The 14,529-nt window shown below is 60.8% G+C and carries 8 protein-coding genes and 2 pseudogenes; 3 read left to right on the top strand and 7 right to left on the bottom strand.

Going from position 1 to position 14,529, the window contains the following annotated elements; translation table 11 throughout:
* Nucleotides 1–168 precede the first annotated feature (168 nt).
* Entirely contained in the window at nucleotides 169–1,158 is a 990-nt protein-coding gene (locus A3AI_RS0104395) for a Bug family tripartite tricarboxylate transporter substrate binding protein (RefSeq protein WP_024514403.1), read from the bottom strand.
* Nucleotides 1,159–1,284: 126 nt separating this feature from the next.
* Here A3AI_RS0104395 and A3AI_RS0104390 point away from each other — a divergent pair, with 126 nt between their 5' ends.
* Nucleotides 1,285–4,122, top strand: a complete 2,838-nt coding sequence (locus A3AI_RS0104390) for an ATP-binding protein (RefSeq protein ID WP_024514402.1) — start codon at nucleotides 1,285–1,287, stop codon at nucleotides 4,120–4,122.
* Nucleotides 4,123–4,250: 128 nt separating this feature from the next.
* Here A3AI_RS0104390 and msrA read toward each other — a convergent pair whose 3' ends face one another.
* Together msrA and A3AI_RS0104380 are read right to left on the bottom strand one after the other, a co-directional pair.
* Complete coding sequence (gene msrA, locus A3AI_RS0104385) at nucleotides 4,251–4,766, bottom strand: peptide-methionine (S)-S-oxide reductase MsrA (RefSeq protein WP_024514401.1); 516 nt, start codon at nucleotides 4,764–4,766, stop codon at nucleotides 4,251–4,253.
* Between the two features lie 129 nt (nucleotides 4,767–4,895).
* Complete coding sequence (locus tag A3AI_RS0104380) at nucleotides 4,896–5,564, bottom strand: sensor histidine kinase (protein WP_024514400.1); 669 nt, start codon at nucleotides 5,562–5,564, stop codon at nucleotides 4,896–4,898.
* A gap of 330 nt (nucleotides 5,565–5,894) precedes the next feature.
* Here A3AI_RS0104380 and A3AI_RS0104375 point away from each other — a divergent pair, with 330 nt between their 5' ends.
* Entirely contained in the window at nucleotides 5,895–8,735 is a 2,841-nt protein-coding gene (locus A3AI_RS0104375; RefSeq protein WP_024514399.1) for an ATP-binding protein, read from the top strand.
* An 89-nt stretch (nucleotides 8,736–8,824) separates the two neighbouring features.
* Nucleotides 8,825–9,184 (top strand): annotated as a pseudogene (locus A3AI_RS42165) (alpha/beta fold hydrolase); the annotation flags it as partial.
* Between the two features lie 23 nt (nucleotides 9,185–9,207).
* Here A3AI_RS42165 and A3AI_RS0104365 read toward each other — a convergent pair.
* From A3AI_RS0104365 to A3AI_RS0104355, 4 genes and pseudogenes are all read right to left on the bottom strand, one after another.
* Complete coding sequence (locus A3AI_RS0104365; RefSeq protein WP_024514397.1) at nucleotides 9,208–9,843, bottom strand: response regulator; 636 nt, start codon at nucleotides 9,841–9,843, stop codon at nucleotides 9,208–9,210.
* Between the two features lie 234 nt (nucleotides 9,844–10,077).
* A pseudogene (locus tag A3AI_RS49220) lies at nucleotides 10,078–10,194 on the bottom strand (amino acid APC transporter); the annotation flags it as partial.
* A gap of 47 nt (nucleotides 10,195–10,241) precedes the next feature.
* Complete coding sequence (locus A3AI_RS0104360; RefSeq protein WP_024514396.1) at nucleotides 10,242–13,304, bottom strand: efflux RND transporter permease subunit; 3,063 nt, start codon at nucleotides 13,302–13,304, stop codon at nucleotides 10,242–10,244.
* A complete protein-coding gene (locus tag A3AI_RS0104355) occupies nucleotides 13,301–14,407 on the bottom strand; it encodes an efflux RND transporter periplasmic adaptor subunit (RefSeq protein ID WP_024514395.1) in 1,107 nt (368 codons plus the stop codon). Before A3AI_RS0104355 ends, A3AI_RS0104360 begins: the two co-directional genes overlap by 4 nt.
* Nucleotides 14,408–14,529 lie beyond the last annotated feature (122 nt).

The raw sequence follows: 14,529 nt of genomic DNA, 5'->3' as shown, positions 1-14,529 counted from the left end.
CGGCACGAGCCTCGCCCTGCATAAACGCGAAAGGGTTTGCCACTCCGGGGCGCTCATGACAAGGGTTCGGGGTGCTAACTAACGCCTGAACGAACAATCGCAAGGTAGCGACGGAAGGCCCGGCCATAATGCGAGCCGACCGCGAAGCAGGCCCATACGCAACATCTCTCACAAGGACTTAAGCCCGATCGACTTGATCACGGGCGCCAAGCTCGCCGACGTCGCCTCGACAATTCGTTGAAATTTGTCTGGACCCGAATCGCTGTCCGGCTCCATGCCCTGGGAGCGATACGCAGCCTGCAGAACCATGTCGGCCATTGCCGCACGCGTTTCCTGGGCGATCCGGTCTACGATCGCATCCTCGGTCAACCTGGGTGCAAAAAGGCCGAACCATCCTTCATATATCAGATCCGGCATGCCCGATTCGACCGCGGTCGGTATCTCCGGCGCACCGATCAAGCGCCTCTCGGTTGTCACCGCGAGCAGTCGCATCTTGCCGGCCTGGCTCAGTTGCTGCAATTGGATCGACATGACTGCGATGATCAGCGGGATCTGACCGCTGACCAGGTCGTTGGTTGCCGGCGCGATTCCTCGATAGGGAACGTGGACGATAGCCGGCGCGCCCGCCTGCTGCTTGAACAATTCGCCGACGAGATGATTGCCGGTGCCAACCCCGGGCGTGCCATAGGAAAGCTTGCCAGGATTGGCCTTCGCGTAGGCGATCAGATCTCGCAGATTGTGAGCCGGCACCGAGGGATGAACTGCGAAAACGAGCGCGCTGCTGACGAGACGGTAAATGGCCCGAAAATCACTGATCGCATAGCCGGGATTTGGCGATGCCAGCGGAATAATGACCTGGGTGCTGCCATTACCCAGAAGCAGCGAATAGCCGTCGGGCTGCTCGCGTGCGACCGCCGCAGCCCCGATCGCACCGCCCGCACCGCCGACGTTCTCGACAAAGGCCGGACCAAGCCGGAATGCGATTTTGTCCACCCAAGGACGCCCGATCTGGTCGCCCGATCCACCGGCCGCGTAAGGGATCACCAGTCGAATGGGACGGGATGGGTAATCGCCAGATCTTCCATTGCGCGGAATAACGGCAAGCGCGCCCGCACACCCAGCCCTATTGATAAATTGTCGCCGCGAAAGCGAAAGCATATCCTGTTCCGGAACTCGGCAAATTCTAGAGGCGCGCAATCCGTTCCCCGCAGTTTGTCACTTAAGGCATTGTTCTGATAGACCAAAAAGCAAATGTGACTCCCTTTTGAGAGGGGGCAGTGGCGCGTGCCAGACAAGCATAATCAAAACTCGGCCATTTCCTTTGGATCGTTCCGCCTGCTTCCGAACTTGCGGTTGTTGGAGAAGGATGGCGCTCCTCTTCAGATCGGAGGACGTGCACTCGACATTCTCATCGTCCTTGCCGAGCAAGCGGGCGAAGTCATCGAAAAGCGGGAATTGGTGAAGCGAGTTTGGGGCGACGTAAATGTGGACGAGGGCAGCCTCCGCTTCCACATCACGGCGTTGCGCAAGGTGCTCGGCGACAGCAGTAAAGGCGCCCGTCATGTCGTCAATGTTCCCGGGCGCGGCTACTGCTTTGTTGCACCACTCGCCGCCGCACCTTCGGGCGCGTCCCAGGCTCATGTGGCTGCCTCCCGGTCGCTTCCGCCTCCGCCGGCGAAGATGATCGGCCGAGCGGAGGTCATTGAGAAGATCTCAACCGGACTGTCGCTTCACCGCTTTATAACCGTCGTCGGCCCGGGTGGCATCGGCAAGACCGCAGTGGCCGTTGCCGTGGGACATCGCCGGCTCGCCGACTTCAAAGGACAGGTTTTCTTTGTCGATTTCGGAACGCTGCGGGATTCCAACCTCGTCGAAACCACGATCGCGTCCGCACTCGGGTTGACTGGCAGTTCGGAAGATCCGGTACCGGGCCTGCTGACATACTTGCGATCCGGGCCGCTGCTCCTCATCTTTGACAGTTGCGAGCATGTGTTGGATACGCTGGCGCCCTTGACCGAGCGCATTGTTCGCGACGTGCCGCAGCTTCATGTTCTTGCAACGAGCCGGGAGTCATTCCGCAGCGATGGCGAGCGGCTTTTTCGGCTCTTCCCGCTGGATTGTCCGCCCCAGGACGAGAACTTGACTGCTGCCGACGTCCTTTCCTATCCGGCGGCTCAACTCTTCGCCGAACGCGTCGCCCGAAGCACGGGGCGGTTTGAGCTCAGCGCGGAAGAAGCGCCCCTCGTCGCGGATATCTGCCGCCGTCTCGACGGCATCGCTCTTGCGATCGAACTCGCGGCGGGACGCGTCAATGCATATGGCATCGCGGGCACGGCGTCTCTCCTCGACAGTCGCTTTTCGCTGCAATGGCGGGGACGGCGTACGGCCGTCCCGCGACACCAGACGCTCAGCGCTGCGCTTGACTGGAGCTACAACCTGTTGTCCGCGACAGAAAGCGCCACCTTGCGAGGACTGTCGATATTCGTCGGGCCGTTCACGCTGCAAGCCGCTGCCGCGGTCGCCAGCGGCGGCGGGCTGAGTGCGTCGGAGGCCATCGAGGCGATTGACAGTCTGGTCACGAAATCGCTGATTGCGCCTTCCGGCGCACAGGTGATGCGGTATCGGCTGCTGGATACGACACGCACATACGCGCATGGTAAGCTCGAGGACATTGGCGAGGCTCGGCGGCTTGCGCGGCGGCACGCCGAGTATTTCCGAGACCTGTTCGATCGTGCGGGAACCGAAACGTCGCTTCCGTTGCCGGCCTGGCTCAGCATCTACGGCCCGGAGTTGGACAATGTGCGCGCGGCGCTGGACTGGGCTTTCTCGCGCGACGGCGACGCGCCGCTTGGAATCGCACTGACAGGGGCCGCCGTTACGCTCTGGGTACGCCTGTCGTTGTTCGCCGAATGCCGCGAGCGGACCAGAACGGCACTGGCAGCACTTGGCGAAACCGCTGACGGCGACCGAGTGCGCATGCACCTGCTGGCGGCGCTGGGATTGTCGCTGATGTATGGACAGGGCCGCGCGCGGGAAGCGCGCCCGATCCTCGAGGCCACACTTGGATTGGCGGATCGGCTTAACGACAATGATTTCCGGCTGCGCGCACTATGGGGACTGTGCATTGATCAGTTCAACAATGGAGAGTTCGGGGAGGCACGGGCGCTCGCCGAGCGATTCACAAGCGCGGCAACGGAGTCTCCCGACAAGACAGATCTCATGCTGGGCGATAGGCTCATGGCGGTCGCGCTGCATTATCTTGGTGACCAGGCGGCCGCTCGGATCCGTATCGACAGGGTGCACGCCTCGCTGCATGTGCTGGCTGACAAACCCAAGATATTTCCACTCGATCTCCGGACTTCGACACAATACTTCCGCGCCCGCATACTGTGGCTACAAGGTCTGGCAGATCAGGCCCTCGAACTCGTCGCAAGAAACATCGAAGAAGGGCGAATGGCCGGCCACGCGCTGACTTTCTGCAGCGTGTTGGGACAGGCCGCCTGCCCGATTGCTTTTCTGTCCGGTGATTTCGATGGCGCGGAAAGCTATGCCACCGAACTGCTTGAACATGCTGAACGCCACGCAATACGGCCTTGGGCGATTTGGGCCCGCGCCTTCAACGCGATCGTCTCGGCGAAGCGCGGGAACATCGAGACGGGCCTGCTCCTGCTGCGTGAACAGCTCGATAACGCCGGGGACACCCGTTTCCTACCCCGCTTTCTTCCTTTGCTGGGCGAGCTCGCGGCATGCTTTGGAGAAGCTCAACAGGTTGATCGCGGCCTTGAAGTGATCGATGACGTGTTGACACGCTGTAAGAACAGGCAGGAGCGCTGGTATCTCCCGGAGTTGATCCGCATCAAAGGAGAGCTGTTGCTGAGAGAGGACCGGCATTCGGCTCTCGCCGATGAGTGCTTTGGCGAGGCTATCGAAATCGCAGGGCAACAGGGCGCACGCTTCTGGGAGTTGAGATGCGCGATCAGCATCGCACGGTTCAAGATCGGACTCGACCAGAATGGAGCGGCTCTGGAGATTCTCGAAAACGTGTATGGGTCGTTCAAGGAGGGATCTGACATTGCCGACATGCGGGCCACGCGTGAATTGATCGCGCAGCTCCGGTCCTGAGGCGAAGTTAACGCAACGTGGTCAGCAGGCGTTCGACAACTCTCAGGTCGGCGGTATCAAGACCCTCGCTCAATCGCTTGAAGCCGAGGGATCAGAATAGAAGCTGATCCAGTATTCCTAGGTCATGGCTAGCCTCCCGCAGCTGCTGCCCGCCGCGGCAGCCTCCAGTTGGGCCGGACAAAGTGACAGGTGTAGCCGTCCGGATAGCGCTCGAGATAATCCTGGTGCTCCGGCTCGGCTTCCCAGAAGTCGCCCGCGGGGCTGACTTCGGTGACAGCCTTACCGGGCCACAGATGCGACGCATCGACGTCCGCGATCGTGTCTTCGGCGATCCTTCTCTGCTCGTCCGTCGTATAGAAAATCGCCGAGCGGTAGCTCGTTCCCCAGTCGTTACCCTGACGATTGAGCGTGGTCGGATCGTGGATCTGGAAGAAGAACTCCAGCAATGTTCGGTAGCTTGTCTTTGCAGGATCGAAAATGATCTCGATCGCCTCGGCATGGCCTTCGTGGTTTCGATAAGTCGCGTTCCTCACCTCGCCGCCGGTATAGCCGACGCGTGTGGAGATCACGCCCGGCTGCTTGCGGATCAGATCCTGCATACCCCAGAAGCATCCTCCGGCGAGGACCGCGCGCTCTGTCGTCATTGCTTTGCTCCACTTGATCGAGACAACTACGGATCGCTCTATATCACTTTCTCCAGCCCGGCCGAATGTGTGTCAGCCGCCAAGCTGTCCGACATGGAAGCCCAGCCGGTTCTCGAGGTTTGGCCGGCTCTAATCCAACGCAGGCACCACGATTGTCACCCTTGTTCCGCTCCGGCTCGCCTCGCCGTGAACCTGAGCCCGAATGCTTCGGGCGAGGCCTTCCATGATACGACCGCCGGTGCCTTGAAGAGAACCGGTCACGCCGGCACCGTTGTCCGCCACCGTGCAGTGCCAACAGCCCTCGCGAGCTGCGATCTGGATGCGGATAATTCCGCCGCTACGGTTGGGAAAAGCATGCTTGGCCGCGTTCGTGACCAACTCGGTCAGCATCAGCGCGAGGCGATGACACTTCCATCCTGCGAGGGTCCCATCTTCGATCGCCGCCTCGCAGCGGATGCCGGCTGGCTCCAGAATCGCCTCCGACAGAGCACCGCACAATGTCTCGAAGAATGCGGCGACCGGAAGTCGGCTGCTATCAGCATCGTCAGACAGGAGCCGATAGAGCCTCCCAAAGGCCACAACGCGCCCTTCGAACCGATCAACCGCGACGGACAGGTCGGTCGATCCAGACCGCGCGAAATCGCGCCGCACTGACGCACCGAGCAGCGTCAGCGTGTTCTTCATCCGGTGATGGCTTTCGCGAAGCACGAGCTCCCAATCGTTCGCCTGCTCGTCAATGTTGGCTCCTTGATGGGGTTGAGCGATGTTGTCATTTGGTCGAGAGCCGAAGCCAAGCATCATGATCTTCCCTGTTCGGTTTGTTCGAAGCCGATACTGCGGGAAACGCTCGGCTTTGGCTCGTTAGACGTTGCAAGATTTTGTTATGATGTGAAGCACTTGACGCCCTGCCGCGCACCCCCATCCCATTGGAACCGGCACCTGGCAACTCCTCCGGAAACCCGTTAAGCCATTACGCTGTAAGTACAATTTGATGACCACCGTCTGACAATAGCGGCCGGTTTGGAGAATGCGGAAACGAACTCGCTACTCTCCACCAGTTTACTCGCGGCCTGCTTCTGCTAGACCAGAACAGCAATCTCCGGGCTTCCCTTTCATTGTGACATCGGCGTGCCAGACAATCAGAACCATGGCCCGGCCATATCCTTTGGGCCATTTCAACTGTTTCCGAAGTCGCGGTTGCTAGAGAAGACTGGCACCCCGCTTCACATTGGCGGCCGTGCGCTCGACATTCTCATCGCCCTTGCCGAGCATGCCGGCGAAGTCGTCGACAAGAGAGAGTTGGCCAAGAGAGTATGGGCTGACGTGAATGTGGACGAAGGCAGCCTGCGCTTCCACGTCGCGGCTTTGCGCAAAGCCTTGGGAGATGGCGCCGCAGGTGGTCGTTACGTCGTCAATGTACCCGGACGCGGCTATTGCCTCGCTGCTCCTCTCGTGCGCACCTCCTCAGGGACGCAGGCGACTGGCACGGTATCCTTCCCTCGCGCCCTCCCCTCGCCGCTCGCAGGCATGGTCGGGCGACGCGAGGACATCGAACAGATCTCGACCGGGCTTTCGCGGCATCGCTTTGTAACCATCGTCGGTCCCGGGGGCATCGGCAAGACCTCGGTCGCCGTCGCCGTCGCACATCGCCAGCTTCCTGATTTCGGCGGACAGGCTATCTTCATCGATTTCGGCGCCCTGAGGGATGCCAGGCTCGTTCCTGGCACCATCGCGTCCGCGCTTGAACTGACCGTCAACTCCGACGACCCCGTGCCTGGCCTGCTGACTTACCTGCGCAGCCGCAAAATGCTGCTGATCCTTGACAGCTGCGAGCATCTGCTCGATGCGCTGGCGCCGCTGGCCGAACGCATTGTTCGGGAGGTGCCGGAGGTCCACGTTCTTGCAACCAGTCGGGAGTCGTTCCGCACGGAAGGCGAACGGGTCTTTCGTCTCTTTCCACTGGATTGCCCACCGCAGCGCCACGGGCTGAGTGCAGCTGACGTCCTTGCCTATCCGGCAGCACAGCTCTTCATCGACCGCATCACGGAGAGCTTAAGCGAATTCAAGCTCGGCGAGGACGAGGTCCCGCTGGTCGCCGAAATATGCCGGCGCCTGGACGGTATCGCGCTTGCGATCGAGCTTGCCGCCGGACGGGTCAATGCGTATGGCATCGCCGGTATCGCCTCGCTGCTCGACAGTCGCTTCTCCCTACTTTGGCAAGGACGGCGCACGGCTATCCCACGGCATCAGACGCTCAGCGCGGCGCTCGCGTGGAGTTACGACCTGCTTTCGGCGACGGAAAGCGCCACGTTGCGCGGCCTGTCGGTGTTCGTCGGGTCGTTCACGCTGGAAGCGGCCGTTGCGATCGCGGCCAGTCAGGGCGTCATTGAGCCCGACGCGGTAGAGGCGCTTTCGAACCTGCTCTCCAAGAGCCTCATCGCGACGTCTCCGACTGAGCGGCGATTGAGATATCGGCTGCTCGATACGACCCGCGCCTTCGTGGCCGATAAACTGGCGGAGACTGGCGAAGCACATCGAGTCGCACGCGCGCATGCCGAATATTTCCGCGATTTCCTGCAGGACATTTCCCTCAAATCGGCCGGGCTGCAAAACGCCGGCGGCTTTCTTGCCTATGCCGAGCACTTGCCCAACGTGCGGGCCGCGCTGACCTGGAGTTTCTCCGACCGTGGCGATCACGCAACTGGCGTCACTCTGGCCGCCTCCGCAGCCCAGTTATTTCTTGAGATGTCGTTGTTGACGGAGTGCTACACCTGGACCCAACGGGCGCTCGCATCTCTCGATGCGACATCGACAGATGACCGTCAGGAAATGACGTTGCAGGCGGCGCTCGGCGTCTCCGTGATGTTCACGCAGGGCAATACGGAGGCCGTCCAGTCCGCGTTCACACGAAGCCTGCATCTGGCCAGGACGCTCGACGATCTGCATTGGCAGCTCTGGCTGCTGCGCGGGTTGCACATCTACCTGACGCGGGTCGGAGATTTTCACGGCGCGCTCGGGACTGGCCAGCAAGGAGAGACCGTCGCCAGGAAGCTCAACGACCCGACCAGCACCGTGAATGTCGAGTGGATGCTGGGCGTGGCACATCACCTGATCGGCAATCAAGACAAGGCCGTCGCATTCTGCGAAAGCGCGATGGTGCATAATGCGCGCTCGCAGCGGCTTGATATCGGACATCTCGGTTACGACGATCGCATCGTTGCCCTGGTCGCCCTCGCTCGCGGGTTATGGCTCACCGGCCGGCCCGACCAGGCAATCGCGGCGGCTCGATATACCGTTCGAGAGGCAGAACAGCTTGAACAACCGCTGACGCTCGGCATCGCGCTGATCTGGACGATCTATGTTTTCCTGTGGGTCGGCGACTGGGACCAGGCCGAAAGCCTGATCGAGAGGCTGATCGATCATGCCGCGCAGCACTTTCTCGGTCCTTATCACGCCGTGGGCATCGGGCAAAAGGGTGAGCTTCTGCTGCGGCGCGGAGACATCGCCAGCGGCCTCGAACATCTTCGCCGCAGCCAGGCGACATTGCACGCCACGCGCCATCGGATCATGATCACCGTGTTCGCGACGGCGCTGGCCGAGGGCCTCACTCTCCAGAACCGGATCGAGGACGCACTAAGCACGATCGATGCCGCCATTGCCCACTGCGGCGATCGCGGGGAGTCCTTCGACATGCCGGAAATGCTCCGGGTCAAGGGTGACATACTGGACCTTTCAGGGAACGCCGCGGAGGCCGAAACCTGTCTACAGAAGTCGCTGGCCTTGTCGCGCAAGCAGTTCGCCCTCGGCTGGGAGCTGCGTGGCGCGGTCAGCCTCGGCCGCATCTGGCAAAGGAGCGGGCGAAGCGGAGACGCACGGGCGCTGATCGCCCCCCTTGTGGCAAGATACCAGGAGGGCCTCTCGACCCGCGATCTGGTCGTTGCGAAGCAGTTCTTGGGCGCCCTGAATTGAGCTGGCGCCTCGCCTGCGGCTCCGCGCATCCAGATGATCGCGGCGCCGTCCGGCCACTCCCGATGGTTGGTCCAGCCGAGCTAACGCCTGGCTCCAGTCCGCATCCTGATCGCTACGATCCGGACACATGGACAGACGAGTACGCATTTCTCACGCGGCCGGGCCATGCGGACATACAGACCACGCCGTTCCTGGATTACCGGACCAACGTTGCGTCCTATCCGCGCTGGCAGAAGTGGCTTCGCGATATGCAGCCGCCAATGCTGGTGGTGTGGGGCAAATATGACCCGTCTTTCACCCTCGCGGGTGCCACGGCCTATGCCGACGACGTGCCGAAGGCGGAAGTTCACATCCTGGAAGCCGGGCATTTCGCACTCGACGAAGCGACCGACGATATCGTGCAGCTCGTGCTGCATTTCCTTGCACGTCTTGATACTCACGGAGGATAGCGCCGCGGTCGTTGAAGGCGCCATCAAGGACTGACGAGCTTCTTGCGAATGGCGTAGCGGACAAGCTCGGCCGTCGACGACATGCCAAGCTTGCGCATTGCAGACGCGCGATGAGTCTCGACCGTCTTCACGCTCAGCTTCAGGACGGCGCTGATCGACCTGTTGGTGTGTCCTTCCGCAATGAGTTGGACGACGCTCTGCTCACGCGGCGTGAGCAACATATCCAATTTGTTCTGCCTGTTGTTCTGGTAGTCGTGCAGTAACTTCTCCAGCAGGACGCTGGTGAAGTAGGGTCTGCCGTCAAGCAGCGCCTCGATTGCGGAAATCAAGTGCTTCCTGGCGTCCGACTTGAACAGGAACCCGCGTACACCGGCCAGAAGGGCCTCGGTCAGCAGCTCCTCGTTTTCGTGCATCGTCAGAATCAGCACTTCGGTGCGCGGATGGAGCGACTTGAGGCGGCGGCTGACCTCGATGCCGTTCATCAGCGGCATCGAATAGTCGACGATCACGACGTCCGACCTGGTCTCAAGCGTCAACGCGACCGCCTGTTCGCCGTTGGTCGCTTCTCCACTGACGGTCCAGTCAGAGTGAGATTCAACGATTGCTCGGAGCCCAGAACGTACGACCTCATGATCATCGGCAATCACGATGCGCTTCACTGCGTCGTTCCTGTGTTACGGCGCGGCACCTGTCTGGCGATCAACGGCAGCAAATTTACCTCAGGATACTGATCGTCATTCGAAGGGTTATCCCACAAAACCCCCAGATTTGCAGGCGAATTTACTGAATATACGCGATCGTGCCCTCGGTCAGGCATGGCTGGAACGACCAAATCTCGCGATATTGTGCTTCAACACCTCCATCCACGCCGCACGTTTTCAACGAAACCGGCTGACAAAGAGTTGGACCATGATGTTGGTCAGCCAAAGCGCTGCCGCGGGCACCTTGTTCTCGTTTTCGCTCCCAAAGATGTTCAGCTTATCCTTGGTTCGAGCGGCGGCGGTGACTACACCCAGTGTCGGGTCAGGATTCTTCGAGTCGATCTGGCCTCGCCCTGTTAAGGCGTCTGCTGCGCGGAAGGGGCGGCTAGTCCTTTTTCGCCGAACCAGGTCACGTAAAGCGTCGGCAGGAAGACAAGCGTAAGGACCGTCGCAACCAGCAAGCCGCCCATGATCGCGAATGCCATCGGTCCCCAGAACACGGTTGGTGCAATCGGAATCATCCCAAGGACGGTCGAAACGGCCGTTAGCATGATGGGTCGAAAGCGGGAGCTGCTGGCATCCACCGCAGCCTCCCAGGGAGACTTGCCCAAGGCCCGTTCGGCATCGATCTGGCCGATCAGAATGACCGCGTTCTTGCTGATCATGCCGAGAAGCGCGAGCACGCCGAGAATGGCGACAAAGCCCAGGGGCCTGCCGGAAAGCAGCAATGCTGCGACAACACCGATCAGACCGAGCGGCGCCACGCTCAGGACCATGAAAAGCTTCGAAAAGCTTTGCAGCTGCACCATGAGGACCGTGAACATGACCAACAACATCACGGGCACCACAGCCAGCACAGAGGCCTGCGATTTCCGGCTTTCTTCCACCGTGCCGCCGACGACCACTCCGTATGAGGGAGGCAGGCTCTTTCTGAGTTTCTCGATCGCCGGCGACAGCGAATCAACCACGCTCTCCGGCAATTTGTCACCGACGATCGCCGCCTGGACCGTGAGGGTAGGAATGCGATCACGCCTCCAGATCAGCGGAAACTCCTGATCGTATTCAAAAGAGGCAAACTGGCTCAGAGGAACGGTCTGTCCACCGGGCAGTGGCACCTGCAGAGTGCGGAGACTATCAAGCGAGACTCGCTGCTCGTCGGTTGCGCGCGCCACCACATTGACCAGATAGATATCGTCACGAACCTGGGTGATGGGCGTACCGGATATGACGGCGTTCAGGACGGTCGCGATCGCCTGTGAACTGAGACCGAGAAGCCGCGCCTCGTTTTGATCAACGCGAATGCGTACCTGGCGATCGGGCTCCATCCAATCGAAATTCACCTGCTTCGCGTCCGGATTGCTGGCGACGATCTGTCCGACCTTCAGCGCAATCTCACGTACCCGTTCCACGTCTGGTCCGCTGACGCGATACTGCACCGGCCATCCGACCGGCGGTCCAAGTTCAAGCGGAGAAACGAACGCAATGGCTTTTGGGAATTCCTGCGCCAGCAGCTTGTCGAGCTTCAAATGCAGGCGCTCGCGTGCGGCGACATCCTTCGCGACAACGACGGCCTGTGTGAAGAAATCGTTCGGGAGCTGAACATTGAGGGGCAAATAGAAGCGAATGGCGCCGCGTCCAACGTAGGTGCTCCACCGCGCCACATCGGCATCGGCCGAGAGCGCCGCGTCAAGGCGCTTCGCCGCTGCCTCGCTCGCGTAGATCGAAGCATTCTGCGGAAGGCTGATGTCCACGAGCAACTCCGGACGATCCGACGATGGAAAGAACTGCCGCGGGATCAATGACAGCCCGAGAAAGGAAGCAACGAACAGCGCCAGCGAGACTGCGATCGTCAGCCATTTCGCGCGCATGGCGGAGGTCAGGAAGCTCCGATACATACGGAAGATTCTTCCCGGCGCTGCCGCGCTCTCCCTCCTGGGCGGAACGAGAATGACTGCTCCCAGCAATGGCGTGAAAACAACGGCGACGAACCAGGAAACCAGCAATGCGATTGTCACCACGGCGAAGAGCGAAAACGTATATTCGCCGGCCGAGCTCGCCGCAAAGCCCACCGGTATGAAACCTGCGATCGTCACCAGCGTGCCTGCGAGCATCGCCGTGGCATGAGTCTGGTATGCAAACGTTGCGGCCTCGATCTTGCTGGCCCCCTCCGCCAGCCGCGTGAGCGTGGCGTCGGTCGTCGTCATCGCGTCGTCAACCAGCAACGCAAGTGCGATGATAAGCGCGCCAAGCGATATTCGCTGCATATCGATGTGGACGAGCCCCATGATCGGAAAGACAATCGCCAGCGTGAACGGTATCGCGAGCGCGATGATCAGGCCGGGCCGCACGCCGAGGCTGACGAAGCTCACTGCCATGATTATGGCGATCGCCTGTATGAGCGAGACCATAAACTCGCGGATAGCCTGATCGACCACAACTGGCTGGTCCGCGACCAGGCTGGGTTCGATTCCGATGGGGAGATCCGCGGTGATTTGCGCCATCGCCCGTCTGATATTGGCACCGAGCGCCAGAATGTCGCCGCCATCCCGCATGGCGATTGCAAGCCCTATTGCCGGTTTGCCGTTGACTCGAAACATCGGCTGGGGAGGGTCGGCATAACCGCGCCGGACGCGCGCGATATCGCTCAGTCGAAGCATGCGTCCGCCGGCGGTAAAATTGATGTTTGCTATGTCCTGCTCGGACTGGAAGCTCCCCGACACGCGAAGCGAAATGCTTTCCGAGCTGGTCTGTATCACTCCCGCCGGCCGGACGATATTTTGGGACTGCAGCGCAGCGATGAGAGCGGATCGATCAACGCCGAGCGTCGCCAGCTCCCTGGTCGAGAATTCGACGAAGATCACCTCATCCTGTGCGCCCAAAAGCTCGATCTTTGACACATCGGGCACGAGAAGCAGCTTCGAGCGAATGTCTTCGACCCGATCGCGCAGCTCACGCTGACCAAAGCCATCGCTTGTAAAGCCATAGATAATGCCGAACGTATCCCCGAACTCGTCATTAAAGCCGGGTCCGATCACGCCGGCGGGCAGCGTATGACGCATGTCTCCGACGGTCTTCCGCACATGGTACCAGGTGTCGGAGACTTCCCTCGCGTTGGCGCTGCCCTTCAGGTTCACAAAGATGGTTGCGACACCGGCTCGCGTGAAGCTTCGAAGGAAGTCGAGATGAGGTGTTTCCTGCAGGGAACGTTCGAGGCGCTCCGTGACCTGCTTCATCGTCTCTTCCACCGAAGCGCCGGGCCAGGCGGCCTGGACGACCATGGTCTTGATGATGAAGGCGGGATCCTCGTTGCGTCCCAACCGGAAATAGGACAGTACACCGGCAACCACCGCGATGATCATCATATAGACGACCAACGAGCGGTGCTTCATTGCCCAATCGGACAGGTTAATTCTGCTCATGGCTCTGACCCGAGCAGGCGTACTTTTTGACCCGGATGAAGTGCCTGAACGCCCGCGGTAACGATAATCTCTCCCGCGTCCAGGCCCTGCGAAATGGTCACCTGCGCCTGGTCGAACCGCAGGACATCCACATTGCGTACCGAAACCATGTTGGTCGACGGATCGACGATCCATACGGCCGGTTGCTGATTCATCCGCGTCAATGCCGTCGCCGGTATTTCGATCACTGGCCCCGAACTGGTTTCGACCCGCCCGTTCACGGTCGCGCCGAGCTGCATGGCTGCCGGGGGATCCGTCAGGCCGACCTTAACTTCGAACGTTCGCGTGACGGGATCGGCTTGCGCCCCGATCTGACGAATGCGTCCTCGCGCGGTCACTTTCGGATCGTCCGCCAGACTGACAATGACCTGCTGATTGATTGAGGCGGATCTGACCAACTGAGCGGAAACATCGAACACCGCGTCACGGCCGCCTTGCCGCGCAATCCTGGCAATCATCTGCCCGGCCTGAACAACCTCGCCGGCAGATGGACCTGTTGCGGTGATCTTGCCCGGTGCGTCGGCTCTGAGTTCGGTGAAACTGACGAGGTCGTGGGCCGTGTTCAGTTGAGCCTCCGCCGCCTCGACTTGCGACTGGGCAGTTTGTTGTGCCTGCGTCGCCACGTCGAAATTGGCGCGCGTGGTCCACCCCTGCGCCAACAACGTTTCTTGACGTTCGTAATGATTACGCGCTTGCGTCAACTGGCCTTGCGCAGCGCCAAGGGCCGCCTGTGCCTGCCGCAAAGTGTTGAGCTCGTTCTGCGATTCCAGTTGTGCCAGCAGCTGTCCAGCCTCAACCCGATCACCAATCTTGGTATCGTTCGCGAGCAGCCGTCCCGAAATCCGGAAAGCCACGGTCACCTCGTCCTCGGCCTCGATGCGCCCGGTGAAGGTCAGCGGAATCGAGCTCTCCCGCTTCTCCACCGTCGTGGTCCGAACCGGGCGTGGCGGAGGCGCAGCTTCCGTTTCCGCTTCCCGGCCGCAGGACGCCAACATCAGTGAGCAAGCCGTTGCTACAAGCGCCAGGGAAACGACTTGTCGAGGCCTTGTTCGGCTGCCACGCATCCCAGAAGCCCTTCCAGTTGCGACAATTTCGCCGGAAGTCAGTATTTCCGACGGCTGCGCCTTCCGTATTTTTGCCGAGAGGACCAACTGCAGATATCGGTAAATCCACCCGGTGCAGCGGG

The organism is Bradyrhizobium sp. Tv2a-2 (genome assembly GCF_000472425.1).
GTDB lineage: Bacteria > Pseudomonadota > Alphaproteobacteria > Rhizobiales > Xanthobacteraceae > Bradyrhizobium.
Note: the sequence above shows the minus strand (reverse complement) of the source record. Positions and strands in the feature narration are given on the sequence as shown.